This is a genomic window from Mesorhizobium sp. CA6, assembly GCF_020165035.1.
GTDB lineage: Bacteria > Pseudomonadota > Alphaproteobacteria > Rhizobiales > Rhizobiaceae > Mesorhizobium.
In genome coordinates this window covers 1-24,278 of sequence record NZ_JAIUHI010000012.1, presented here as the reverse complement: position 1 = coordinate 24,278, position 24,278 = coordinate 1, and the positions used below count along the sequence as shown (strand labels likewise).

28 protein-coding genes and 1 pseudogene are annotated in these 24,278 nt (G+C 61.8%); 17 read left to right on the top strand and 12 right to left on the bottom strand.

Annotated features, from left to right (window positions below; genetic code table 11):
- The first annotated feature begins 189 nt into the window (after positions 1–189).
- The gene (locus LB526_RS18805) at positions 190–486 is read left to right on the top strand and encodes a DUF982 domain-containing protein (RefSeq protein ID WP_224629116.1); all 297 of its coding nucleotides are present in this window, start codon (positions 190–192) and stop codon (positions 484–486) included.
- A 185-nt stretch (positions 487–671) separates the two neighbouring features.
- Here the strand turns inward: LB526_RS18805 and LB526_RS18800 are convergent, their stop codons facing one another.
- Positions 672–863, bottom strand: a complete 192-nt coding sequence (locus LB526_RS18800; RefSeq protein WP_224629115.1) for a DUF6494 family protein — start codon at positions 861–863, stop codon at positions 672–674.
- A 1,338-nt stretch (positions 864–2,201) separates the two neighbouring features.
- Between LB526_RS18800 and LB526_RS18795 the strand changes: the two genes are divergently transcribed.
- Positions 2,202–2,396 carry a transcriptional regulator domain-containing protein gene (locus LB526_RS18795; protein ID WP_224532386.1) on the top strand — a complete coding sequence of 65 codons (195 nt, stop codon included), beginning with the start codon at positions 2,202–2,204 and terminating at the stop codon, positions 2,394–2,396.
- 10 nt (positions 2,397–2,406) lie between these two features.
- On the top strand, positions 2,407–2,907 hold the full coding sequence (locus LB526_RS18790; protein WP_224629114.1) for a DUF2285 domain-containing protein: 501 nt from the start codon (positions 2,407–2,409) through the stop codon (positions 2,905–2,907).
- Positions 2,908–3,152: 245 nt separating this feature from the next.
- Here LB526_RS18790 and LB526_RS18785 read toward each other — a convergent pair whose 3' ends face one another.
- Positions 3,153–4,064, bottom strand: coding sequence for a class I SAM-dependent methyltransferase (locus LB526_RS18785; protein WP_224629113.1), 912 nt, complete (start codon positions 4,062–4,064; stop codon positions 3,153–3,155).
- Positions 4,065–4,110: 46 nt separating this feature from the next.
- A complete protein-coding gene (locus LB526_RS18780) occupies positions 4,111–4,644 on the bottom strand; it encodes a cupin domain-containing protein (protein ID WP_224629112.1) in 534 nt (177 codons plus the stop codon).
- A 91-nt stretch (positions 4,645–4,735) separates the two neighbouring features.
- Between LB526_RS18780 and LB526_RS18775 the strand changes: the two genes are divergently transcribed.
- The 7 genes from LB526_RS18775 (at position 4,736) to LB526_RS18740 (ending at position 9,314) form a co-directional block, all read left to right on the top strand.
- A complete protein-coding gene (locus LB526_RS18775; RefSeq protein WP_224629110.1) occupies positions 4,736–5,881 on the top strand; it encodes a helix-turn-helix transcriptional regulator in 1,146 nt (381 codons plus the stop codon).
- 407 nt (positions 5,882–6,288) lie between these two features.
- Complete coding sequence (locus LB526_RS18770; RefSeq protein ID WP_224629109.1) at positions 6,289–6,474, top strand: hypothetical protein; 186 nt, start codon at positions 6,289–6,291, stop codon at positions 6,472–6,474.
- 2 nt (positions 6,475–6,476) lie between these two features.
- Positions 6,477–6,803 carry a DUF736 domain-containing protein gene (locus LB526_RS18765; RefSeq protein WP_224629108.1) on the top strand — a complete coding sequence of 109 codons (327 nt, stop codon included), beginning with the start codon at positions 6,477–6,479 and terminating at the stop codon, positions 6,801–6,803.
- A gap of 508 nt (positions 6,804–7,311) precedes the next feature.
- Complete coding sequence (locus LB526_RS18755) at positions 7,312–8,010, top strand: hypothetical protein (protein ID WP_224629107.1); 699 nt, start codon at positions 7,312–7,314, stop codon at positions 8,008–8,010.
- A gap of 123 nt (positions 8,011–8,133) precedes the next feature.
- On the top strand, positions 8,134–8,277 hold the full coding sequence (locus tag LB526_RS18750; RefSeq protein ID WP_318013279.1) for a transcriptional regulator domain-containing protein: 144 nt from the start codon (positions 8,134–8,136) through the stop codon (positions 8,275–8,277).
- A 110-nt stretch (positions 8,278–8,387) separates the two neighbouring features.
- A complete protein-coding gene (locus tag LB526_RS18745) occupies positions 8,388–8,891 on the top strand; it encodes a DUF2285 domain-containing protein (RefSeq protein WP_224629105.1) in 504 nt (167 codons plus the stop codon).
- Positions 8,892–9,026: 135 nt separating this feature from the next.
- On the top strand, positions 9,027–9,314 hold the full coding sequence (locus LB526_RS18740; protein ID WP_224629104.1) for a hypothetical protein: 288 nt from the start codon (positions 9,027–9,029) through the stop codon (positions 9,312–9,314).
- Positions 9,315–9,514: 200 nt separating this feature from the next.
- On the opposite strand, the gene LB526_RS18735 is transcribed toward LB526_RS18740, so the two are convergent.
- Both LB526_RS18735 and LB526_RS18730 read right to left on the bottom strand, forming a co-directional pair.
- Positions 9,515–10,054: a dihydrofolate reductase family protein gene (locus LB526_RS18735; RefSeq protein ID WP_224629103.1), complete on the bottom strand. Its 540-nt coding sequence runs from the start codon at positions 10,052–10,054 to the stop codon at positions 9,515–9,517.
- A 305-nt stretch (positions 10,055–10,359) separates the two neighbouring features.
- Positions 10,360–11,529 carry an MFS transporter gene (locus tag LB526_RS18730; protein ID WP_224629102.1) on the bottom strand — a complete coding sequence of 390 codons (1,170 nt, stop codon included), beginning with the start codon at positions 11,527–11,529 and terminating at the stop codon, positions 10,360–10,362.
- Between the two features lie 79 nt (positions 11,530–11,608).
- Between LB526_RS18730 and LB526_RS18725 the strand changes: the two genes are divergently transcribed.
- Positions 11,609–13,012 carry a PLP-dependent aminotransferase family protein gene (locus tag LB526_RS18725; RefSeq protein WP_224629101.1) on the top strand — a complete coding sequence of 468 codons (1,404 nt, stop codon included), beginning with the start codon at positions 11,609–11,611 and terminating at the stop codon, positions 13,010–13,012.
- A gap of 124 nt (positions 13,013–13,136) precedes the next feature.
- Here the strand turns inward: LB526_RS18725 and LB526_RS18720 are convergent, their stop codons facing one another.
- From LB526_RS18720 to LB526_RS18710, 3 genes are read right to left on the bottom strand one after another with little or no spacing between them, the layout of a single operon-like run.
- Positions 13,137–14,576, bottom strand: coding sequence for a GH39 family glycosyl hydrolase (locus LB526_RS18720; RefSeq protein ID WP_224629099.1), 1,440 nt, complete (start codon positions 14,574–14,576; stop codon positions 13,137–13,139).
- Positions 14,573–16,135 carry a GMC oxidoreductase gene (locus LB526_RS18715; protein WP_224629097.1) on the bottom strand — a complete coding sequence of 521 codons (1,563 nt, stop codon included), beginning with the start codon at positions 16,133–16,135 and terminating at the stop codon, positions 14,573–14,575. Before LB526_RS18715 ends, LB526_RS18720 begins: the two co-directional genes overlap by 4 nt.
- A gap of 5 nt (positions 16,136–16,140) precedes the next feature.
- Complete coding sequence (locus LB526_RS18710; RefSeq protein WP_224629096.1) at positions 16,141–17,019, bottom strand: SDR family oxidoreductase; 879 nt, start codon at positions 17,017–17,019, stop codon at positions 16,141–16,143.
- 145 nt (positions 17,020–17,164) lie between these two features.
- On the opposite strand from LB526_RS18710, the gene LB526_RS18705 reads away from it, so the two are divergent.
- The 6 genes from LB526_RS18705 to LB526_RS18680 all read left to right on the top strand — a co-directional run bounded on the left by LB526_RS18705 (position 17,165) and on the right by LB526_RS18680 (position 22,127).
- Positions 17,165–17,638: a DoxX family protein gene (locus LB526_RS18705; RefSeq protein ID WP_224629093.1), complete on the top strand. Its 474-nt coding sequence runs from the start codon at positions 17,165–17,167 to the stop codon at positions 17,636–17,638.
- Positions 17,635–18,078: a cupin domain-containing protein gene (locus tag LB526_RS18700; protein ID WP_224629091.1), complete on the top strand. Its 444-nt coding sequence runs from the start codon at positions 17,635–17,637 to the stop codon at positions 18,076–18,078. The genes LB526_RS18705 and LB526_RS18700 overlap by 4 nt, the downstream gene beginning before the upstream one ends.
- Before the next feature lie 4 nt (positions 18,079–18,082).
- Entirely contained in the window at positions 18,083–18,985 is a 903-nt protein-coding gene (locus tag LB526_RS18695) for an SMP-30/gluconolactonase/LRE family protein (protein WP_224629090.1), read from the top strand.
- Complete coding sequence (locus tag LB526_RS18690) at positions 18,976–20,028, top strand: VOC family protein (protein ID WP_224629088.1); 1,053 nt, start codon at positions 18,976–18,978, stop codon at positions 20,026–20,028. The genes LB526_RS18695 and LB526_RS18690 overlap by 10 nt, the downstream gene beginning before the upstream one ends.
- Positions 20,029–21,339 carry a glucoamylase family protein gene (locus LB526_RS18685; protein ID WP_224629086.1) on the top strand — a complete coding sequence of 437 codons (1,311 nt, stop codon included), beginning with the start codon at positions 20,029–20,031 and terminating at the stop codon, positions 21,337–21,339. It begins immediately after the preceding gene.
- A 500-nt stretch (positions 21,340–21,839) separates the two neighbouring features.
- Positions 21,840–22,127, top strand: a complete 288-nt coding sequence (locus tag LB526_RS18680; protein WP_224629084.1) for a hypothetical protein — start codon at positions 21,840–21,842, stop codon at positions 22,125–22,127.
- 145 nt (positions 22,128–22,272) lie between these two features.
- On the opposite strand, the pseudogene LB526_RS18675 reads toward LB526_RS18680, so the two are convergent.
- From LB526_RS18675 to LB526_RS18660, 4 genes and pseudogenes are all read right to left on the bottom strand, one after another.
- Positions 22,273–22,429: pseudogene (locus LB526_RS18675) on the bottom strand (transposase); the annotation flags it as partial.
- A gap of 109 nt (positions 22,430–22,538) precedes the next feature.
- The gene (locus tag LB526_RS18670; RefSeq protein ID WP_224629081.1) at positions 22,539–22,844 is read right to left on the bottom strand and encodes a hypothetical protein; all 306 of its coding nucleotides are present in this window, start codon (positions 22,842–22,844) and stop codon (positions 22,539–22,541) included.
- 182 nt (positions 22,845–23,026) lie between these two features.
- Positions 23,027–23,491, bottom strand: a complete 465-nt coding sequence (locus LB526_RS18665; protein ID WP_224629080.1) for a hypothetical protein — start codon at positions 23,489–23,491, stop codon at positions 23,027–23,029.
- Positions 23,492–24,072: 581 nt separating this feature from the next.
- The coding region (locus LB526_RS18660) for a hypothetical protein (protein ID WP_224629079.1) at positions 24,073–24,278 on the bottom strand (206 nt) is incomplete at its 5' end.

Sequence of the window (24,278 nt, the reverse complement as noted above, 5' to 3'; positions counted from 1 at the left end):
AGTAGGGCCTGCCATCGATGCTCGCTGTGGCATTCAGGTGCTGCTGGTGAGGCTCGCGGCTCCTCTTGAACCGAAAAGAACTCCTTCCAATCTTTTCTCTTGGTCTCCAGCCGAGGGTGCAGGTGTTTGAATATTACCGTTGCATCTGCGGAAACGACCAATGGGGTCAGTTCTTGACGGGAGGTCACTATGGACGGTGGTGTTTTCAAGCAGCCGGTTTTCGTAGGGGAGAATGGCTATATCCAAAAGATCGACTGCCTAATGGATGCCATTGAGTTTTTGGAAGAATGGCCTGTGGAGAGACGTGGTCTGCTTCACGCGGCGGCCTGCGAAGCGTGCTACTCGGCTTATGACGGTCGCAAACCAGTCGAGGCCGCACACAAGGCCTTTACGACTTGGGCCCGCAAGGTTGGCGTGATCGAGGACGTGCCCACAGCGCCGTCATGGATGACTGGGCCAAAGATCAGCAACGCCAACCTCTTGTGAGGCGTGCGAAAGGACTCCTCGTCAAGCGCGGCTTGCGATGAATACGTGCCGGAGCGAAACGCCGCGTCAGGGGCGCGTATATGGGACCTCGGCCGCCCCTCTTCCTATCCCATAGAACCGGGGTTGACTGATGGAGGCCGCGCCGCTGCAAACGCTGTCTGTTCGGCCGGACGACTTCGCCGCTCTCATGGAAGTTCGATCTCGCCGTCCACCACGTGGGTGAGATCAGTGCCTTCCGCCGTCAGAGTCATGCGGACCTTCAACTTCTTGCCGCCGATTTGCCCTTCGCGCACCGTCTCCTCGATCTTGCGCTGGGAGGTGACGCCGACTTCCTTCAGGAACTTGCGGATCGACATGTTGAAGGCATCTTCGCTCACGGCGGAACTCCTCTCTTGTCCGATAGGGATTTTAAGGGAAGGCAAAGCATCAAGGAAGCAGGACGGTGCCGTGTCCCCATAGGACTGGATGCCGAGCCCGAAGGAGCCTCGGGCTCGGCGATTGGAAAGTATGGAACCGTGATTGGCCTCTGCTGTCGCTAGTTGCAAAGGCAGAACGGTTTTCTAGAACCAACAATGGGGCTCGGCGACGTTGGGGTCTGTCCAATGGGCGAGAGCCCATGACCAGGTTCTGTTTTCCACATCGATAACCATGCCTTCACTCCTGATCCCGATCGGGTGGATCTCCCGGATTTGGGTGCGGCCACTGGAAGCGGTGCGTCCTGCTGGCGAGACGATAAACGACAAAAAGCAGTCGTTCTGGCAGGATCCAAGCCAAATACGCCAGCCTCAACCACTCACCCCTTGCAGCGAAGTCGGAAGTGTCAGCCCCCGCTAGCATGCCATGGACACCTGGCGCCCTGCCGGCGCCCTCAGCATCCAGAAATTGGCTTATTGACGCACGAGTCCGCGGCACTTCTCGCGTGATTTCATTTGGTATCAATCACATCGAGCCCAGTGTTGCAGAACCGGACTGGTCGTCTCATATGGCGCCCTTCGCCGGGGGCTGTCGGTCCCGCATCCCGCCTTACGGCGGCGCTATGCTGATGCTCCTTCGGCCGCCCTGTTGAACCGGTCTCAGGGCCACGAACCTGCTCCGGCACCGAACTGACCTGTTTGCGCTTACGGACATTTCGGTGCCTCCACTTTGTACGCCCTTTTCACATTGGTCGGGCGAGCAGTGGGCTCTCCCGATGGAGAGGCCGAGAAGGGCGGAGTTTTGGGCGACGGATTGATGAGGGAAAGAGAGGAGCACAGGCCGGTGCGTGCAGACGTCGCCGAAGCAGAGTGTCGCCGAGAGCGACGGCGGCGCACCGTGCCGCTTGCGCGCCAGAGCGGGCAGGGAAGCTACACCGCGGCGCAACCCGCCACCATCACGGCCTTGCATGCCGCGCCCTTGCCCGCCTTGAGGCGGTCAGCGACCAGCCTGCCGGCTGGCCCGCCGGCGACCAATTGATCGGCTCGCTGTTCGAGCAGTCCGCATCATCCTTCGCGGCCTGGCGCGCCTTGAGTGCGTGGAGCCAAGGTGATGACGAGGCCTATCGCAGCTGGACGAACACATTCAAAATACTGCAGTGCGCAAGCCAATAAGCCTCGCTAGGCCCCTGCCTGATCGCTCGTCGCCGAGGTCTCTCCTCGTCCATTCGTCAATGACGGAATCCAAGGATTTCGCTTAACGCCGCGTCCCCCTATCAAATCCTCGAGAAGGGAAGGATGCGGATGAAGCCGGATACATCGCAGTGGCGTGACCCACAGGCATATGCATTCGTCAAAGGCGCAACCGCCGATGAGATTGCCTGGGAATTCCTGCGACGCAATCCGCAATATCAGCAGGACTTCGCGACCTCACGCTCGGCTAAGGCGATGCGCGCATTACGCAAGCGCTGGGGTTTGCAGTTTCGCCGCCCGGCCTGACCAGTCCGCGGTGGAGCAACCCGTCTATTGGGCGCCTCAGATCAACCCTGGGGTCGTTAACCTTGTCGCGCTTCCGCGGGGCCTGCGCACGGGTCAGGGCAGCGCCTCCGACGTCCAACTGGCCGCGGGCTGGCATGACGAGGTCGGCCTTCACGTGCGTTCGTCGCCGGGCGGTATGCAACTGGCGCTTCTTGGCGACACGAAGCCAGACGAACCGCTCGCCGCCATCATACCGCTGGACGAAATGGCGCAGGACCGGCTGCAAGCCATCGAGCGGTTCATCCGCTCGATCCACAGGCAGCACCTTCCCGACGCCCGCTTGACCACGGGCCAGCGCCGGCGCCTTGGCCACATGCTGCGATGCTTGGATGGCCGGGAAGAGCAGGCATCCCATTTTGAAGTCGCGACCGCCTTGTTCGGTCGGCGACTGGTCAGCGCCGCCGACTGGCACGACTCGGCTTTTCGATATCAGACGCATCGCTTAGTGCGCGATGGCTTGAAGATGGCCTAGCGCGGCTATCGCCAACTGCTTCGCATGCGACGGCGTCATTCCTGAAAGGTTTCGACGCCGCCTGGTTCGCTTAATGCGTTGTGTGCAAGCCCAGGGTTACCATCCTGAATTGAACGGCGTTTTTGCGCCGCCTTGCGGCCGTTGAGGTCAGCTCTGCTGCTCAGCTAAGCGGACGGCGCCAGGGCAGGGCTCGTTCGTTGAAAGTCTGGCCCGAAGCAGCGTGAGCCAACGATCGAACTCAGGCATCACCGTCTTCGGGCAATAATCTCGACCGGTGCAATCTGGCCCGCTGAAATACTTTCGACCATATTTCGGACCATCTGTGGCCGCCGCGCTCCCATGAGTGTCTGGATCCCCAGTACTGCCTGCTCTGTGGCCGCCTGGGCGCGCTGCCTCGCGAAATGGTCAAGCGCAACATCGCGCCGCTCGCGTTCCGACAATATCTCGAACCCTGCCGCGGAAAGCGCGTCGCGGTACTGTTCCGGCGCAGCGAGCGCGTTGGTGTCTGCCGTACTCGCCCATGGCAGCGGATAAGACAGCTCGCCGGTTCCGGTACGCTTGACGTCGAAGACACCGAAACGCGCCCCCGCCCGCAGGACGCGCGCAACCTCCGAAAACAGAGCGCCCTTGTCGGCAATGTTCATCCCGACGTGCAACATGTAAGCGGCGGTGAACGGTCCACCTGCGAAGGGCAGCGCTAAAGCATCGCCCTGCTGCAATGAGACGCGCTCATCGAGATGCAGCCAACTGGAGAGCACATTGCCGGCTTCGACGTAGTCGCGAGTGAGATCCACGCCGTTCACCTGGCAGTCGTAGCGCGCAGCGATCTGTCGCGCCGGTCCGCCCAGGCCGCAGCCGATGTCGAGCACTCGATCCTTGGCAGTAAGCGCAAGTTGCCCTGCCAACTCTTCCGTGACGGCGCGGCCGCCAATGTGAAACTCGTCCACCGGCGAGAGGTCCTCGGCCGTGACTGTGCTTTCGGTCTTCCCCATGGCGGCAAGACCGTCACGGATGTCTGCGAGCAGGGTGCCTCGCGCGTAGTGGTCAGCAACCTGTGAACCCGGCGCCGCTTCCATGATCATCGCCCTTTGGTGACAGCTCGCGGATAATCTCAACCAACCATCGACATTCTCGAATTCGGTCGGCCCGACGATCATACCATCCGACCCGATGAAGCCAAATGCGGTGACACGCCCAGTGCGGTTATGGCCCAGCGATCGTGAGGGGTGGCCCGGTAATCTCCATATCGAACTGGGCCGCGACAGCCTTGATTGCCGCAAGGTCGCGCGGAATTTCCAGTCCCTGCGCGGCAACCGCCGGGAAAAAGCTCTCGAGACCACCCGGGGACAGGATGGCGATCCATCGCGCACGCTCAACGACGACGAAGGTGTGCTCGACGCCAGCGGGAATGTAGAACACTGCCCCGGTGGTAAGCTCGGAAATTTCCCCGGCGCGCCAGAAGCGCAGCCGCCCTTGGAGAATGACGAAGACTTCGTCGGATTTAGGATGGCGATGGCGCGGCGGTCCGTCGCCCGGGCCAGCATTGGATGCAAATGCCCCGAGCTTGCCGCCGGTCTCGCGCCCAGTCAGCAGCGTTTCGTAATGCGTACCATTCCAGTCGGTTTGAGTACCAGGTGCTGCCCGCGTTTGCATCTTTCGCCACATGTGGTTGATATGAAGCTTGATGGTGTCACGATAGCTACACGCTGGCCTCAGGCGGTCGCCTCGTATGAACATACGAGATGCGCCGGGGAACGGTTGTCAGTGAAGCCGGCTTCCGGCAAACTGCAAGTTCCTTCAGGCGAGGGAGCGGTGAAATCCGGCACACATGCACGATTTCGACGGCATGGTGGGGCAGATCTACGATGCGGCGGTCGAACCCGGCCGCTGGCCGCAGGTTCTCGAGACGCTGTCCGATTTCCTCGAAGGCGCCGCCACCAAGCTCACGTTCCAGAACACCAGAACGTTGCGCAGCGAAGCGAATTCGGTGCGCATGCCGCCCGAGGCGGACATAACCTATGCCCGGTACTACTACAAGACCAATGTGTTCCTGCCGCGCATCGCGCGGCTGCACGCCGGTACGCTGATCCCAATCTGGGAGCTCCTGCCGCGCGAGGTCTACCGGCGCTCCGAGTTCTACAACGACTTCTGCCGGCCTGGCGACATGTGCCACTCGATCGGACTCGTGCTGGCCAACGAGCCGGACACGCGCGTCGTGTTCACCTGCGGACGCGCCGAGACGACAGGAGAGTTCGAGCCCGAGCACCTCGATCGGTTGCGTCGTATCGGGCCGCATCTGGTCCGAGCGGCGAGCGTGGGATTGCGCCTCTCGCGTTCGGAGATCGCCAGGAGCGCCAATGTGGAGGCGCTCGACCGCATCGCCCAAGGCGTGCTGATCGTGGCGGCAAGCGGCGAGATCCTGTTCGCCAACCGAACGGCCGAAGCGCTGCTCAATGAAGCCGACGGAATCAGGACAGAGAAATCGGCGCTGCGCGCAGCCAGGCGCGCGGATGCCGCGCAATTTCAACGGTTGATCGTCGCGGCTGCGGAGCGGTCGGACACCGCGGGCGGCGTGATGGCGCTCGCGCGGCCGGCGCCGCGGCGACCGCTGAGCGTGCTGGTGGCGCCGCTGAAGATCGAGTCGACCTGGTTCGTGACCCGCCGCCCCGCCGCAATCGTGTTCGTGGCCGATCCGGACAGCGCGCCGCGGACCATGCAGGCCCAGGTGCGCAATCTCTATCGGCTGACCCCGGCCGAGGCGGCCGTGGCCATTGCGATCACCCGCGGCGAAGGGCTGCAGGCGGCCGCAGACGAGCTCGGCATCAGCCTGACCACCGCGCGCACCCACCTCCAGCACGTGTTCGAAAAAACGGAAACACGGCGGCAGGCGGAATTGGTGCGCCTCATCGCGGCCAGTGGGTTTTACGAGCGACAATCGCTCGAGTGCAGCAAGGTTCGCCCAAGCTGGTCGTAAGGGCCTTCTGCAAGTCGACGACATAGCACGCCCGCGGATCCATGGCTGATCCTCACTATCCCTCTGCAGGCTGCCGGTCCGGTTGCGGCCTCAAATGAGACGCCCGCTATATGCGGCCGCTCATAGCAAGCGCCGGCATTTGGAGCGCGTGTCTGGACCTGCTTCGACAGCAGCCAGCAACGGCACGACCCAGTCCTGCACGCTAGATCCCATCCGCGATCGCCAGCTGGATCCAGGCTCTGATGCACATGCCAGGCCGTGGTAGCCTCAGCACTGGCGAAATGATCCACATCAGGTCATTTACCCGCAGATGATCGCATCGTCCCGTCTTCCATTTCACGGCGGGCACCAAACGACCTCTCGAACGGGCTGATCTGGCCGAAGGACGGCTGAAGTCTCGGCCGCCTATGCCGCAATGGCGCGTTGCGCGTTTCTTCCCCTGGGCGAAGCCCATCCTCGCGCAACCAAGAAACGCGCGCCTCGCCATCCTGCGCTTTGCTGCGGTCGCAAGCGATGCGGCGGCGGTCGCCTCCGGCCTCACGATCGCCATCGAGGCCGCATGGTGCGGGCTCGGAAACGAGAACGGAGACTGAAAATGGCTACCATCGGCAGCTTCAAGAAGACTAATGCGAACGAGTTCACCGGCGAGATCGTCACCCTCAGCGCCCAGGCCAAGGGCGTGCGCATCGTCCCCGACACCCGGGCCAGCGGCGAGAACGCTCCAAGCCACCGCGTCGTGGTCGGCAAGGCCGAGATCGGCGCCGCCTGGTCCAAGCGCTCCAACGAGGGCCGCGATTATCTCGGGCTCAAGCTGGATGACCCGAGCTTCACCGCTCCGATCTACGCCAACCTCTTCGCCGACGAGGAAGGCGAGGGCCACAGCCTCATCTGGTCCCGCCCCAACCGCCGCAGCGGCGAGTGAACTGGAAGACGCCTCGCCCGGCATCGGGCGAGGCGTCCTTTCATGCTGACTGCGGAACCTAGCTATGATTGATCAGAACGGCTGGCGAGCCGGACGCCCGCGCCACCACCATTCTCTGGGATGAACTGAATTCCTGCGGATTCGAATGCGCGTCGCAACGCGTCAATGGTCACTCTGTTTGCACTTATTGGACCGGTTAGAGGCTCTAGTCGTTTGATTGTAGCGAGCGAGACCCTGGACCGTTCCGCAAGCGTTTTCTGATCCCATTGAAGCAAAGCACGTGCGGCTCGAATTTGTCCGCTTGTAAGTTCATCTATACCATAAGTATCATTTGATGCCATAGGGCTTGATTTTTTGCCTGCGTTCACTTAAATCACCGCTAGTTGCCACCGCCTGCGACCCAGGAGAGATGATCTCCAGGTCGCTTGGGCGGCGGTGAAACGGTCGAGCAGGGTGCAGGAACACCTTGCCCGACCTGACCAAAGCCAAGCTGTGTGGAGCTCGGATCATGGCTGATTCCGACAATACCACGACTTTGCCTTCCGTCACGCGCGGACGGGAGCTGCAATCTCCGTTGGCCAAGGACGATCTTCGGGATTCCACCACTCCGCTTATCGAAGACCAGGCGTTAGCCGATCCCGCGTTTGTCCTATCGCTTGCCTGGATTGAAGCGCACGTTGCGATGCTTGCTTCCTGTATCCGGCAGCAGCAGGCAGAGGACGTGCTCTTGGAGCGCGGCGCGCCCTTTTCTTCCGGCGAAGTCATCGGGCGCGGGGAGCGGGATACCATGGACCGCGGCTATATGGACCGCGGCTATGTCGATGCGCTAGCGGCGGGGCAGGACGATGCTGAGAAAGCCGACGTCCTGTTGGCTGAGATCGCGGCGACCCCGGCACAATCGTTGGCGGGCGTGATCGCCAAGCTTGCGGTCGTGGTTCGGGAAGCGAATGACAACACCGATCTCTTCGAATTTCCGCTGCCGCACGTTCGCTCGGCCTTGGCCGATCTGCAGCGTCTCACGCAGGCCGCGACAGGCGGCCAGCCGCCCGGCTGGCCCGCTGGCGAGCAATCGATCGGCTCGCCGTTCGAGCTGCCCACCTCGTCTTTCGCGGCCTGGCGCGCCTTCGATGCCTGGAGCCGTGGCGATGATGACGCCTATCGCGCCTGGACGAACGCATTCAAAATACTGCAAGGCGCGAGCCAGTAGGTCTCCCGAAGTCTTAGCATGATCGCTTGTCGCCGAGCTCTCTCCTCGTCCGTTCGTCAATGACGGAATCCAAAGATTTCGCGTAACGCCGCGTCCCCCTATCAAATCCTTGAGAAGGGAACGATGCGGATGAAGCCCGATACATTGCAGTGGCGTGACCCACAGGCATATGCATTCGTCAAAGGCGCAGCCGCCGACGAGATCGCTTGGGAGTTCCTGCGACGCAATCCGCGATATCAGCAGGACTTTCTACCTCCCGCTCGCTAAGGCGATACGCGCATTACGCAAGCGCTGGGGTTTGCAGTTTCGCCGCCGGGCCGGACCAGTCCGCTGTCGAGCAGCCTGTCTGTTGGGCGCCTCAGATCGACCCTGGGGTCGTGAATCTTGTCGAGGTACCGCCGGATCTGGAAACGCGGGAGGGCAGCAGCGCCTTCGACATACCGCTGGCCGTGTGCCGGCATGATGAGGTCGGGGTTCACATGCGTTCGTCGCCTGGCGGCACGCAACTGGTGCTTCTTGGCGACACCAAGCCAGGCGGACCGCTCGCGGCCATCATCCCGCTCGATGACATGGCCCATGACCGGCTCCAAGCCATCGAGCGGTTCATCCGCTCGATCCACAGGCAGGACCTTCCCGACGCTCGATTGCCCGTAGCCCAGCGCCGGCGTCTTGGCCACATGCTGCGATGCCTCGATGCCCGGGAAGAGCGGGCATCCCATTTTGAAGTCGCGACCGCCTTGTTCGGTCGGCGACTGGTCAGCGCCGCCGACTGGCACGACTCGGCTTTTCGCTACCGGACGCATCGCTTGGTGCGCGATGGCTTGAAGATGGTCGAGCGCTGCTATCGCCAATTGCTGTGCGCGCGGCGGCGTCATTCCTGAAAGTATTCCGACGGTCGTGAGTGGAGGTGCAAATAAATCGGAAATAAACCATGCCCGTTTGTCCTAGCTCAAACTCGAGCGAATGTTTTTGCACAACAATCATGCCATACGGCAACATTTTGGAGGGAATGCCGCATGTCACCGCGTCGTCCGACTGCAGTATACCAGGATAAGAACAGCCCGTCAGACCAGTCCAAGCCGGAGCATGATGTGGAAATGGAGCTTCAGACGGCCATTCTCCTTACGTTGCGGGATTATCGCCGCCGCTCCATCGTTTCCACCAACCACGTGATCACAACGGTAAGACAACTATGTCCTGGATGCATACTCCCCGATCAAGCATTGGCGGCACTCATTCAGGAAGCCGCAATATTGCTGGCATTGATTCCCGTGTTCGACCCCTGCCTTGGCAAGACGGGATAGCTGCGGGTGCCTACAAGATCTGTTCAGCACCTCCGATGCGCTTTTGTTGGCAGCCAGAGCGACTGTTCCGGGAACAACCGAGGATAATTCGGCGGCCAGAAATTCTCGTCACCTCCCGCCGAGATAGCCGCTGTTCCGCAAAACTCTTTGCGAGGCTAAGCGCGGTCCACAGATTGCAGCTATCGCTGTTCGTATAGCAGTCAGTGCGGACGATATGTGAGCGCCACGACACCATTCGCGAAGCGGTGTGTGCGGACGAGTTCCATGTTTATTTTGTCCGCTTCGATGTCCGCAAAAGCGCGTTTGCCCTGACCGACCTTGGTAGGCAAGACTAAAAGGTCGTATTCATCGACGAGGTTGTTGTCCAACAGCGTTCTGTCCAGCACCGTGATACCGTATTTCAGGATATGCCCGCCGGCCTGCCTCTTGAGCATCGCAAGTCCTTCGGCCACATCGCCTTTGATTAACGATGCATTCCACTCGACCGCGTTGAGCGTCGTTGACGCAACCAGCTTCTTCAGCCCGTTGATTCGATCCATGTAAGCGCTTCCGGTTGCGTTAGGCCAAACCGGGACGAAGTACTCATAGGCTTTGCGGCCGAGAAGGAAGAACTCGACGTCGTCTAGCTTCCGATGGGCAAACGCTCTGACCTCGTCGTCGAAAAACCGTGACGCCCAGGTCATCGGCGATTCGACGATGCCGTCGAGTGAGACGAAGCTCGAAACCATTAGTTTTCTCATGTCAGTCGCTCCTTGTGTTGCATGCCAAAACACAGACGGGCCCATCAGGAGCGCGCCGGCTAAACCTGTCTACCTGCCGTAGGCGAGGAATACTCGATTGCGTCAACCATCGCCGGTCCCGCCGCCTTTTTTGCGAAACGGATTGGCTACTCACGCGGCGACTCAGGGCGCCGGTAGCGACCGGCGCATGAACGTCGCTGTAGCGAACATCGATCAGCCGGCGCCCTTGGCGCGTTGCGGCCCGATTCAGTTCGGGGATCGCATCCCGCCGGTCATGAAGTCCGCTGACGGAAAGACATTGCGCCTCAGCATTCGCGGCCCCCTTTCGTTGTGGCGAGATGGAGGAGCGCAACGAACGTGAAAACGCCAGCTGTCGCGACGAACGCTGTGCTGAACCCGACCGCTGTCGCAAGGCCGCCGAACACAATTCCGCCGATACCGAGGCCCGCGTCATAAGCGCCGTTCCACAGTGCGCTTGCGCCATCCACCTGCGAGGGAGCCGCGCGGGCGAGCAGCTCGGCGAGGGTCGCGGTTTGCAGCACGCCGAAGGCTATCCCGCTCAAGAGCATGCCGGAGAGCACCTCTGCCGCGCCCGTGGCCGCCAAGCCGATTGCGGCGACGACACACGCGGCGAGGCCAGCGAGCATAGGCAGGCGCGTGCCGTGCCTGTCGACATGCCGTGCCGAAAGCCAGCGGGTAACGGCTGCGCCCAAACCCTGAAGCAGCAGGCCCAGTGTGATCGTCCCGCTGGTCGCCTCCGGATGGGCGAGAGGAAGGAAGGTCACCGTTGCACCAACAAGGACCGCGCCGCAGCCGAGCGAGATTGCCGGCCCGATCGCCACGCCCAAAGGCGGAAAGCAATGAGCCTCATGCGTTTCGATCTTCCGTTCGGAAGGAAGGGCCGCGGCCGCGGCAAGGGCGGCAAAGGCAAGGGCCGCCGCGCCGACGGCTGTCCCCGGTGCACCGAGAACCGTCAGCACCCAAGGGCCAAGGGGAACAGCCACAATCGCTGGAACCGCCGACGCGAACCCATATATGCTCATGGCTTCGGCACGCCGCGACCGCGGTGCTATCTGGGCCGAGAGACCGCTGGCCGAGACGAGCAGCACGCCAAGTGCAAGCCCGCGAACTGCGCAATTGAGGAGCAGCAGCGCAAGCGAAGCAGGAAAGGCCGCAAGGCACGCTAGACCGAGCAAGCCGAGGGCGAGCGCAAGCGCGCCCTGGCGACCGACGCGGTTGATCACCTGTGGCGCGGCAATTTCGCCGACGATGGTGGCTGCCATCAAGGCGCCGGTTGCGGCGCCTGCGCCGCTGGTCCCTCCGATAGCCGACGCATGCGCAGGAATGGCCGACAGAAGCAGATAGAAGCTGCTCATTGCCGAAAGCATCACGCCAGCAATGCTCAGCATGGGAGCCGTCAAAATCGGTTCAGGAGCGGTTCGCGCCCGTGGTGCGGTAATTGCGGTTGTCGCCATGGTCTTGTCCTCACAGATGACGAGGCCTGCTTACCGTGCTACTGGTCTTAACAACATTGCCAGTTGTTGAGGAATTTAGTTGACCAGTTTGAACGCGGATATCGCTCTCAGCGTTGACCGCTCCATCGATGAGAGCCTCGGCAGTCAGCTCCGCCGCGGCCTGCTGACCCGAATTCGAACCGGGGCCTTGCGCCCCGGCGTCCTTCTTCCCTCGACTCGCGCGCTCGCCGCTCAACTATGTGTCTCGCGCCCGCTTGTGGTCGACGCCTATGCACAACTCGCCGCCGAGGGATTCCTGACCATGCGTCAGGGCGCACGGCCGATGGTCGCCGCCGGCTTGGCGAACGTCGCCGCCCCGGCAGAGCAGCGGTCCGCGGATGAAGTGATCCGCTACGATCTGCGGCCGGCCATGCCGGACGTAGGGCATTTCCCGCGCAAGGCCTGGGTGAGCGCCGTCAGGCAGGTGCTCCAGACCCTTCCGGCGAGCGATCTCGGCTATGGCGAAATTCGCGGGAGTTCCGTGCTGCGGGCTGGGCTCGCCGATTATCTCGGCCGCGTGCGCGGCCTCATCGCCGACCCCTCACGGATCTTCATCACCAGCGGCTTTGCCGAAGCGCGCGCCCTGGCCTGTGCTGTTCTGCATGCCATCGGAGCGCGCAGGATTGCGGTCGAGGATCCGGGCTACAGCGATTGGGTCGCGGTCGACAAAGCCGGGCTCCTCCGAGTCCCCGTGCCGGTGGACGAGGATGGGATCGACGTCGACCAGCTGATCGCGACCGGCGCCGATGGAGCGCTCGTTACCCCGTCGCACCAGTTTCCGGTTGGCGGCGTGCTCAGCGCGGTTCGGCGACAGCGCTTGGTCAAATGGCTTCATGAAACGGACCGCTACATTCTTGAAGACGATTATGATGCGGAGTTCCGCTACGATCAGGCGCCGGTCGGGGCGCTACAGGGCCTTGCTGCCGACCGCGTCATCTACGCGGGAACCGTAAGCAAGACGCTGGCGCCAGCGCTGCGCCTTGGCTGGCTTGTGGTTCCGCCGCAATTGATCGCGCCGATGAATGGAGAACTTCGGCGATGGAGTGAAGGACCTCCGCGCATAGATCAGGATGCGCTTGCGCACCTTCTGCAGTCGGGCACCTATGATCGGCATTTGAGAAAGATGCGCCGCATCTACCGTGATCGTCGTAACAATCTGCTGAGCTGCTTGAGGGACGAACTCCCGGATGTCGAGGTCGAGGGCGCGGCAGCGGGTCTCCACGTAACGGTGCGACTGCCCGCAACCATTGATCGAGCCGGTGAGGCCGACATCGTCGCGCTTCTGCGACGACGGGGCGTGGCGACCGAAGCGTTTGGGCGATATTCCCAAACCGCGGCCGGGCCACGGCGCTTGTTCATCGGCTACGGCCGAATTCCCGACAGCGCGATTGCTTCCAGCGTCCGTTTGCTCGCGCAGACCATCCGTGATGTCTCGACCCGGTGAAGTCCGTCGATCGCGGTCGGTGGCATGCATTTTGGCCATCGCGCTGAGCCCTCGATGCATGGTTCCGATCCGCGAGCTTCTAACGGAACGTGCCAAATTTTTGAATTGAGATGAGCCGGTATTCTTAGCCATGCAAGAAATGAATTGCGCTGACCGATTGTGGCGGCAGCGAAATGTTCACGCGCAAGGTGTCGCCCTCCTGGCTGGTCACAAACGGCTCGCTTCGTAGCTCCGACACCTCTTTGAGTTCATCAACCGCCGCGGCGCTCAGATACTCTGGCTTGCCCATCTCTTCCCAGCGGCGCTTGGCGTTGGCGTGCTCGGTGTCGATCCGCTGAACAGAGGCGGACGTGGCAGGTGGTGCGCTCGTCAGGGTGAAGCATACCTGCTCGGTGACGATCGGATGACGCGGCAGGGCGAAGTTCGTAAGCATTAGAGTGGAGCCGCCGTTATCGCCTCGCACGAACCATGCGTCCACGGTCTCGTGCGCTCCATCGACCTGGACCATCTCGGTGCCGAGTCCATGGAGCAATTGGAAGGCGCGGTAGGCGGGCTTGGCGATGCCATGGATGTTCAGAAGCCCGAACCCGCCCTGGAAAGGGACCGACGGAAAATAGTTCTCCTCGAAAATGTCAGAGAAGGTCCAGTAGCTGTACCCTCGCACCAATCCGTTGGCTTCCAGCACGGTCTTGACGATAAACGCGGCCGCGTATGGGTCGTCATGCATGGAATCGCGCGGATTGGAGGAGGTGGACCATTCAGTGTAGTACACCGGAACATTGCCCGCCTGCTTGCGCACGAGGCGAGCTTCTTCGCGCAAGGCGCTGCGCCTGCTCGCGGCGAGCTGCGCTTCTGTGTCGTCCCCCGGCTGGCCGAAATCGTCGGTCGGGTAATGGTGCGTGCTGACGAAATCGGCGGGCAGGTGGGCGGCTCGGCAGAAATTCAGGAAATCCTCAATCCATGCGTTATCGGCGGTCGCCGGGCCGCCGACCTTCAACGCGGGGTCGATGCCTTTGATGGCCTCGGCAGTGTAGCGGTAGAGCTCGAAATAGTCACTCTGCTTACCGGTGCCGAAGGCCGTCAGGTTCGGCTCGTTCCAGACTTCAAAGAACCATTGGCGCACCTCGTCCAGCCCGTAGCGGTCCACCCAGTGGCCCACCAGCTTGCGGATCAGCACCGCCCATTGCGCATAATCCTTCGGCGGTGTGACGTTGGCGCGGTAGTGGAAGACGGTTTTGTCGCCCGACGCCAGGACGCCTGGCATGAAGCTCAGCTCGACGAAGGGCCTCATGCCATTCGAGCGCAGGAAGTCGACGATCAGGTCGGCGTTGAAGAAAGAGTAGAACAACGTGTCGCCCTCGCCGATTAGAGTGCCCACGTCGTCGCACAATATGCCGTGGAAGCGGACATGACGCATGCCGAGCTCGTCGTGCACCTGCTTCAGCTGAGCCTGCCAGTCGGCGCGCAGGCCAAGCGTTGCGTGGCCGCTGCCGATCGTATGTTCCCAGAAATGCGACAGTTCCGCCGCCGGTCCGTTGAGGTCGCACGAAAACGTCGCGGTCATGTAAGCCGCTCCTTGAGCCTGTCCGCCACGCGCAAGGCGTTGGCGATGATGGTCAGCGTGGGATTGACCGCCGCAATGGAGGGAAAGAAGCTCGCATCGGCGACATAGAGATTATCCAGTTCGTGGGCCCGGCAATCGAGGTCGAGCACCGATGTCGCGGGATCGATCCCGAAGCGGGCCGTCCCGGCCTGATGCGCGGTGCCGCCAATCGGAATGTCCAGGCCGAAGTAGAACCTACGCTCCAGCAGCACGGGTCGGAAGCCGGCCCTGCTCAATATCTGCTTCAGCTTTTTCCGCAGCCGGCGATGGGCTTCAAGATCGCTCTCGACCATCTCCAGGACGACACGATCTCCGTCGTAACGGATTCGGTTTTCCGGCCGCGGGAGGTCCTCGCTCGAGAGCCAGAAATCCATTGAGCGGCGGGCCATCGCCTCGAAGGGCGCCTTCGGCAGCCATTCCAGCCAGCGGGGCAATGCCTCGCCCCTGATCTGCGCGCCATGCGAGGTGGCGCACATCTGGATCAAACCGAGCGGAAAGTCCCAATCGTCCGATCCGAAGTAGAAGTCGGAGACGGCGAGCGTCTTCTGGAAGACCGTATCGTTCGGTTCGAGCATCAACGCCATCAGCACGGATTGATCGTGACGCATGTAGTTTCGACCGACAAGGCCCGAAGCATTGGCGAGGCCGTCCGGGTGCCGGTCGCTGGCCGAGCGCAGCAGAAGCAGCGCTGTCGAAAGCGCGCCGCAGGCCACCACCACTATGGCGCCGCGGAAGCGTTCTTCCTTGCCGTGGCGCCGCACAATTACATCAGTCACCGTCCTGCCCGTGGCGTCCGTATCGAGCCTGGAAACATAGGCGTTGGTCAGCAGCGACAGATTGGGATAAGCCGCGAGCGCCGGGTCGACGCATATAACCTGCGCGTCTGCCTTGCCGTTCAGCAAGCAGGGAAACCCATCGAACGCATCGCAGCGGATGCAAGTGCTGGTCGGCGCGGCTCTGCCGCCCTTCTCCTCCAGCAGGATGCCAAGCGGCAGGTGGAACGGGTGTAGCCCGTGTTTCGCCAAGCTGTCATGGAGTTCCTGGATGCGCGGCTCGTGCGACACGGGCGGGTATGGAAAAGGACCGCTCGCCGGAGGCTCGGTCGGGTCCTCCCTGCGCTGGCCATGGACGTGGAACAGCAGCTCCGCTTCGGCATAGTAAGGCTCGAAGACCTTGTATCCGAGCGGCCATGCAGGAGATACACCGGCCTTGTGCCGGAGTTCGCCGAAATCGCGTTCGCGCATGCGAAAGAGCGCCCCGCCATAGACCTTGGAATTGCCGCCGACGTAGTAGTGCAGCCCCGGATGGAAGCTGTTGCCGTTGCTGCCGTACCATGTTTCCTTCGCCTGGTAAGCGCCGTCCACAAACACCGTCTGCGCGTCCCAATTGGCCCGCGACCGCGGCAAGTATCCGCCGCGCTCGATCAGCAGAATGCGCTTTCCGGTGGGTGCGAGACGATGCGCGAGCGATGCGCCGCCAGGACCGCTGCCGATGACGATCACATCATATTGCCCGTCCATCGCCCTCAACCATTGGTCGAGAAGCCGGGAAAGAGCGTCATGCCGCCGTCGACGAATAGTGTCGTGCCGACAACATAGTCGGATTCGTCGGACGCCAGCCACACCGCCGCCCGCGCGATGTCTTCTGGCAGGCCGATGCGACCATAAGGGATTAGCGTCAGCAGACTTTTCAGCGCTTCCGGCGTGCTCCAGGCGGCGGTGTTGATAGGCGTGCGTATCGCGCCGGGCGCGATGCCATTGACCCGGATGCGCTTGGGAGCAAGCTCTTGGGCAATGCTTTCCATCAGCAGCTTGATGCCGCCTTTCGAGGTAGCGTAGTTCGCATGCCCCGCCCACGGTATTTCCTGGTGCACCGAACTCATGCAGATGATCTTGCCGGCCGCGCATGAAACGGAAGGCACGACGCCGCGTCGCAGGAACTCCCGCGTGGCGGCCTGGGCGCAGAGGAATTGACCAGTCAGATTGACCTCAAGAACTTTGTTCCATTTTTCCAATGACATCTCGGCGAACGCGCAATCGCGTTGCAGGCCGGCATTGGCGACGAGGATGTCGATGGTCCCGAATTCGCGCACGGCGCGCTCGAACATGTCCTCGACCTGATCCTGCGCCGAGACATCGGCCTGGTGTGCCACCGCCTTGCAGCCGGCCTGATGGATTCGGTTGACGACGCCGTTCGCCGCGTCCTCGTTCTCGACATAGTTCACCACCACGTCGGCGCCGGCCAGGCCGAGCGCGATCGCGACGCTCTCGCCGATACCTGAATTAGCCCCGGTGACGATGGCTTTCTGCCGCGCCAACGGCTTGTGGTCGGACATTGGAAGCTCACTGGAACAACGTGTCTGCCAGCCGAAACCGGCACCGGGTACAACGGAGTTCAGGGGCAAAAGCTCCGGCTTCTTCCGCCACCAGGCGGTGCGGGAACGCGAATGTGATCTCGGCTCCCGAACCAAATTCGCGCTCCAACGTATGAGAGTTGGAGAATATCGCGCCCGATCAGCGGGCGCGGATCCCGTGTCGAAGGATATTGCGATGCCCGCTGTCCTGATCGCGTTCGCAACGCGCTGCTTGCTGGTCGGGTTGTTCTTGCCTTTCAGTGCGCTCGACAAGGTGTTGAACTTCAAGCTGGCGACCGACCAGGCATCTCAGGTGATCTCTAGGCGCTGGCTCGCCACGGTGATGATCATCGGCGGCTTCTGCATCGAGCTCTTCATGTCACTCGCGGTTCTGAGCGGCGTTGCCGATCGGCTCGCTGCCTTGATCCTTGCTGGCTATTGCCTCGTCACGGCGCTGTTGTGGAAGCGGTTCTGGCATCGGCCCGACTTCAGGCTCAAAGGCAAGAGCAGGGGCAGGGAAGTCTTTTGGGATTTTCTCAAGAACCTCGCCCTTGCCGGCGGCTTTCTTCTTCTCACCTTCGGATCCGGGGCGGCCGGGGTCGAGCGTTTCTTGCGCCACCCGCTGGCGTCCTCCCACCCCTACCGGACAGTTCAGGGGGACCCGCAGTGAGCACCGCGCCGGCAGTCCCCTACTGGCATCTGTGGACGGATGCGGACGGGATCAGCCACCAGAGTCATTGCGCGATGACGGAATTCGACCTGGAATCGATCAAGCCGCCCGCCGAGCCCCAATGGCAAGGCTGGCGCGCGAGCGGGCGCATGACAGTGCTCCTCACGGTTCTGCCCGTCGGCTGGATAGGTACATGGCACGAAAACCCGAAGCCACAATGGATCGTCCCGCTCTCGGGACGCTGGTTCGTGGAATCCATGGACGGAGCGCGCGTCGAGATGGGGCCGGGCGAGCTGTCCTTCGGCGGCGATCAGAATTGCCGACAGACGGACGGCAAGCGGGGCCACCGCTCCGGCGCGGTGGGCGATGAGCCGGCCGCGTTGATCGTGATCCAACTGGAGGATGGCCCCACGCAGTCACTGGCTTGCGAATTCAGGTAGACAGATGAACGACTTCGAGATCGTCGATCGACGGTTTGCCCACTATATCCTGGAGAACGCTCCGCTCGAAGAACTTGCCGGCGGCTTTCGCTGGATCGAGGGACCGGTCTGGATGGGCGACGCGAATTGCCTGTTGTTCCAGGATCTTCCGCGCGACCGAACCATGCGCTGGATCGAGGATGCCGGCATATCCGTCTATCGCTCGCCGTCGGGATACGCCAACGGGCAAGCGCGTGACAGGCAGGGGCGGTTGATTTCCTGCTCGCATCGCGAGCGCTGCCTATTCCGGACAGAATGGGACGGATCGCTGACACGGCTCGTCGACCGGCACGAGGGCAAGCCTCTCAACGCGCCCAACGACGTCGTCGTAAAATCCAACGGCTCGATCTGGTTCACCGACCCTCTGTATGGCATTCAGAACGACTATGAAGGCGGCCGACAGCTTTCCGAGCAGCCACCCGCACTTTATCGGTTCGACCCGCAAAGCGGGCACATTGCGATCGCCGCAGACGACTTCGACGGGCCGAACGGCCTGGCGTTTTCGCCGGACGAAACCCGTCTCTACGTATCGGAAACCGGCGACCAGACCACCGACACCCCCCGGCAATATATCAGAGTCTTCGACGTTGCAGCGGGCGACAGGCTATTTGGAGGCGAAGTCTTTCATAAGATCGAGCCCGGCTATGCCGATGGGCTGTGCGTGGACGAGGACGGCAACATCTGGTCGAGCGCGGCGGACGGCGTGCACTGCGTTGCGCCTGACGGCGAACTGCTCGGCAAGATCCTCGTGCCGCATCGCGTGTCCAACCTGACGTTCGGCGGCTTCGCTCGCAACCGACTGTTCATCGGCGGCTCGCACACGCTCTATGCAGTCTTCCTCAATCGCCGGGGGGCGGCATGGCCATGAATGCCGCAACTTTGCGCGTCGAAAGGCTCATCCGCTTCAGCCTCACCACGGCCGACGCCGAAAGCGCAGCCCGATTCTACGAGGCCGCTTTCGGTTGCCGCCGGACCGCGGTGGACCGGCTGGCTGGCGAAGCGTTCGAGCGCCTGATGGGCGTCTCCGGTGGCGCCGATCGCATCACCCTCCGGTTGGGACGGGAAACTCTGGAGCTCCTGCAGTTTGACGTATCGGGCAGCCCCTATCCGCGACAGGCATCCTCAACCGATCTTTTCTTCCAGCATTTCGCGATCGTAACCTTGGACATGGAAGGAGCTTTCGAGCGGCTTTCCAGCGTGGCGGGCTGGAAGCCCATCTCTATGGGCGGGCCGCAGCATCTGCCGGCCTCGTCCGGTGGCGTCACCGCGTTCAAGTTCCGCGACCCGGAGGGGCATCCCCTCGAACTGCTCGCGTTCCCCAAAGGTGGCGATCCCCGCTGGTCTAAGCCGCCGTCCGGCGAGCCCTGTCTTGGCATCGACCATTCGGCGATCAGCGTCTCCGATAAAGACCGGAGCGTTGCGTTCTACCAAGGCCTTGGCCTCGCCCCGTCGGCGCATTCCTTCAACCACGGCGTCGCCCAGGAGATGCTGGACGATGTCGACGGCGCCGAGGTTGACGTCACCGCGCTGGCCCCGTCCTACGCTACGCCGCATCTCGAACTGCTGTGTTACCGAAACACGCGTGGCCGCGACGAGTACGTCATTCCCGCGCCGCGAAACAACGACATCGCCTGCACCCGACTGGTCTTCGAGCGTGCCCCGGTTCAGCCCCGCAATGATGGCGAGCGCCTCGTGCGCGATCCGGACGGTCACGCCTTTCTGCTCGTTTCGCAAGCGTCGCCGCGCTGGGCCGCCGCAGAGGATGCGGAGCGGAGCAGGGGTCTGGGACGGACATCGCCAATGAGGCAGGCGCGATCGGTGAAGTCCGCTCGCCCTGACATCGTTCTCCGTCCCATTGTCGGGTCGGCGTGCCGAACGCGCGACGCTGAGGTTTTCGTGGAGTGGCCTTAAATGCAGAACAAGCCCAAACAGTCCGCGCCCGGCGACGAGTTTCTGGCCGCTCTTCAGACCAGGACGTTCAACTACTTTCTTTACGAGGCCAACGAGGCCAACGGTCTCATAGCCGATCGGACCGGAAAGGGTTCGCCCGCCAGCATCGCGGCTGTCGGACTGGCTCTCTCGTCCTATCCGGTCGGCGTGGCCCGAGGCTTCATGAGGCGCGAGCGCGCTTGCGCACGAACTCTCGCCACTTTGCGTTTCTTGCGCAACAGCGCCCAAAGCGCCCAACCGGACGCAACCGGCTACAAGGGATTTTACTACCATTTCCTGGACATGGAGACGGGCCGGCGCGTCTGGCAATGCGAACTGTCCACGATAGACAGTGCGCTCCTGATCGCAGGCGTTCTGACGGCCGGCGCCTTTTTCCAGGAGGACAGCGAGGAGGAGAACGAGATCCGCACGCTTGCCGAGGCGCTTTACGAGCGCATGGACTGGGATTGGGCGCGCAACGGCGGCGCCACCGTCAGCCATGGCTGGACGCCGGAAAACGGATTCATTGGCTACCGCTGGGAAGGCTATGACGAAGCCCTGATCCTGTATGTGCTCGGACTCGGTTCGCCCACCCACGCTCTGCCGCCCGAAAGCTACGCGGCATGGCTCCAATCTTATCGGTGGAAGAAGATCTACGGCCAGGAATTCGTCTACGCCGGGCCGCTCTTCATTCACCAGCTTGCACATGTCTGGCTTGATTTCCGTGGCATCCGGGACTCCTTCATGCGTGAACACGATTGCGACTACTTCGAGAACAGCCGCCGTGCCACGTATGTCCAGCGAGAATATGCCATCCGCAATCCACTCGAGTTCGTCGGATATGACGAGACGAGTTGGGGCGTGAGCGCCAGCGACGGCCCGGGCTGGCAGACGTGCCGGATCGACGGCGTCGAGCGGCGGTTCTATGGCTACAGGGCTCGCGGCGTGCCGTTCGGACCCGACGACGGCACGCTGTCGCCTTGGGCGACGGCGGCGTCGCTGCCGTTCGCTCCGGAGGTCGTCCTGCCGGCCTTGCGCCACTTCGATGAGATCGATCTCAATCTGGACAATTCCTACGGTTTCAAAGCGAGCTTCAACCCAACGCTCAAATCAGACAGCGGTCATATCGCCGGTTGGGTTGCGTCCGATCATCTCGGACTGAACCAGGGGCCTATCGTGCTGATGATCGAGAACTACCGATCCGACTTTCTCTGGCAGCTGATGCGCAACTGCCCACATGTAGTGCGCGGACTACGCCGGGCTGGTTTCACCAAGGGCTGGCTCTCTTGTTGAGTCCAACCGGCGCGGAAGACAGCTGACAAGTCGCTGGCAGAGGCCGGCTCTCCGCCGATAATGCTCGAGCCATTTCGAACAGTTCGCGGGCAAACGCCTGTGGCTTCGGCAACGGCCGCCGGCGTTTGCTCTCGAACTGCCTTAAAATTCATTCTTGCCGGGAGAGGGCATCCTTATTCGCGTCCATCCTGTCCTTCGGGACCGCCGGCCGCGCTTAGCAAATGCCGACCACCCGCTCCTTTAGGTGTTTGTCGCGATTACCATGAGACGGGTAAGGAATCCTGTGACCGCCCGCAGTGGAACTGCTGATCACATAAAAATTGCACGCAACTTCGATGAAATTCGTTTGCATGATCCCATTGATGGCGGGAAACTGCCAACAAGAGCTGCGCAAGTCCAGGTCTGAAGGCCGGGCGGAGTTGGCGCGCTCTCGAGCACCGGCGAGAGCGCAACGGGCGCCCCTGAAGCAGGTATGTCTTCGTGACGGAAGGAGTTGATCTGTGTCCGAGTTGCAACAGGAATTTCACGTCACCAGAGATTTGCGCACCATTCGGCGTTGTTCAAAGATCGTCAATTTCGCCAAGGAGGTTGCAGGGCAAGAGTCCCATGAGATGCCGACCTCGGTTGAAATCTTTTCGGACGCCGGTCGCTGGTATTGCCAGGTCCGTCGCGGCAATGAAAAGACTCGGCCGATGGGCCCCTATACCAAACAACAGGCTGAACGGGTTCAGGAAGCTCGGAGAGCGTTGATCGCCAAAAGGGGAACCTCTCGGATCATCTTCGACTAGGTCGCGACATACCGCTTGAATGCCCCTTGGCGGCATGGCGGCAGCCCCAGTGCCGATGATGTGAACCGGGAAATAGCGGTGATCGCCTATTGCGTGACGCCAGACATCGCACAAAGCGGTTGCAGCAGGTGGTGCTTGGGCCTCATCCCTCTGGAAGATCGCGCCATGGCGCACCGGGATCGCAGCACCCAGAAGTCGCCTTTGAGCATCCGGCGGTCGTAACCGCGCGGCACCCCTCGCGCTCTTGGGCAACATCGGCTCGATCGCGCGCCATAGAAATCGGTCAGGCCATATCGGCTCATTCTGAAGCTGAATCAAAATTTGGCGCGATATGAAAGTGCCAGTGCGTAAAACGACCTCACTGTGGACACTCATGGCTCAATCACCTGGACGGGAAAGTATCCAGCAGCTTCAAAGAAGCGTTATCTGCGAGTAGCGGACAACAATTTTATCCTGACGGAAGCGGCGCTCCAAATCGCTTCGTCGGAGCTGCAAATCTGAAATGTCCACCTTTGGCGTCATTATCTCGAAGACGACGATGTCATCCCGGTCTGTTTCTCCGCCGTCCTTCCAAAGACTATCCGCAGGCGCCTGGAGATAGGCGGTCACTCCCTCGAAGCGAGCCGCGAGTTCTTCTTTCAGACGGTCGAAATCCCTTCCGGGAAAGGGTTGCCCTTGGTTGTCGGAACGGGGCAACAGCATTTGGACGAGGTACATAGTATCACCGCTATGCTGCGGATCTGGAAAGATTACCTTTGAGGAGAGTGATGGCGGCCACCCGGACGAGGCAAAAAGAATACGGGCGACGCTCGCCCGTATTCTCATAATTAGCGATTTTCGGCCCAGGATGCATCTGCTTGGACTTTTCGCTCGCTGCCTTTCAGCTTCCCGAGGCGACGTTACTCCCTGGCATGGGTCAAAATTCGAAATACCGGCCAATGGGCAATCGCTTCACGCAATCTGCTGAAAAGCTTTCCTTCGATGCCGATGGCAGACCGAACTTGAATGGCAGCCCATCCGGCTTTCATGGTCCCGCCGACATGGCAATGGCAGACAATAGCGTGCAACTGCCAATCCGTAAGCTCGAAGAAGCGTTTCGCTTCGCCATAGGTATCATTCTTCAATCCTTGCGCGCGCAATATTGGATCAGCGAAAGCGACGCTGAGCGCGGAGTCCAGGGACCGCGCCTTGTCACGTACGTCCAGGGTCATGTATTCCGTCCCGGGGAAGGCGGCGAGGCACCGCTCGGGATTTCGCTCGAGCAGCATGGCCCAATGTTCCAAACGCTGACGCCCCGTCATAGGCGGAAAGGATATTTCGACTTCCGCGACCTCATGCAGTTCTTCAAGTGTCTGATGTTTCATGGCCGTCTCCTGTTGGTGAGGCGCTCTGCCTGCAGAATGCACAGGTCGGAATGGACCTCAGTCGTCCCTACGCAAGCGAACCAGCAGTGGGTCGGGAAGTTCCATGGGCGAGAAAATTTGACAGTGTGCCTGCTTCAATTTCCCGCTGTCTCTGTGCCTTGGACCATCCCGCGCAACGAGCTACTGCGATGCTTCGACCAGCCGTCGGAGCAACGGGTCGATGCCAGAGACCTAGCCTAATTGTCCGAAGAGGACGTTCCGTTATCGGCCGCAACGAGACGTCTGCAATCCAAGCCGCTCATAGCAAGCGCCGGCATTTGGAGCGCATGTCTGGACCTGCTTCGACAGCAGCCAGCAACGGCACGACCCAGTCATGCACGCTAGATCCCATCCGCGATCGCCAGCTGGATCCAGGCTCTGATGCACATGCCAGGCCGCGGCAACATCAGCACCGGCGAGACGGTCCACACCATCTTTGATCGCAAATGATCCCATCGTCGCCGTCTTCCATTTCACGGCGGGCACCAAACGACCTCTGGAACGGGCTGATCTGGCCGAAGGACGGCTGAAGTCTCGGCCGCCTATGCCGCAATGGCGCGTTGCGCGTTTCTTCCCCTGGGCGAAGCCCATTCCTCGCGCAACCAAGAAACGCGCGCCTGCGCCATCCTGCGCTTTGCTGCGGTCGCAAGCGATGCGGCAGCGGTCGCCTTCGGCCTCACGATCGCCATCGAGGCCGCATGGTGCGGGCTCGGAAACGAGAACGGAGACTGAAAATGGCTACCATCGG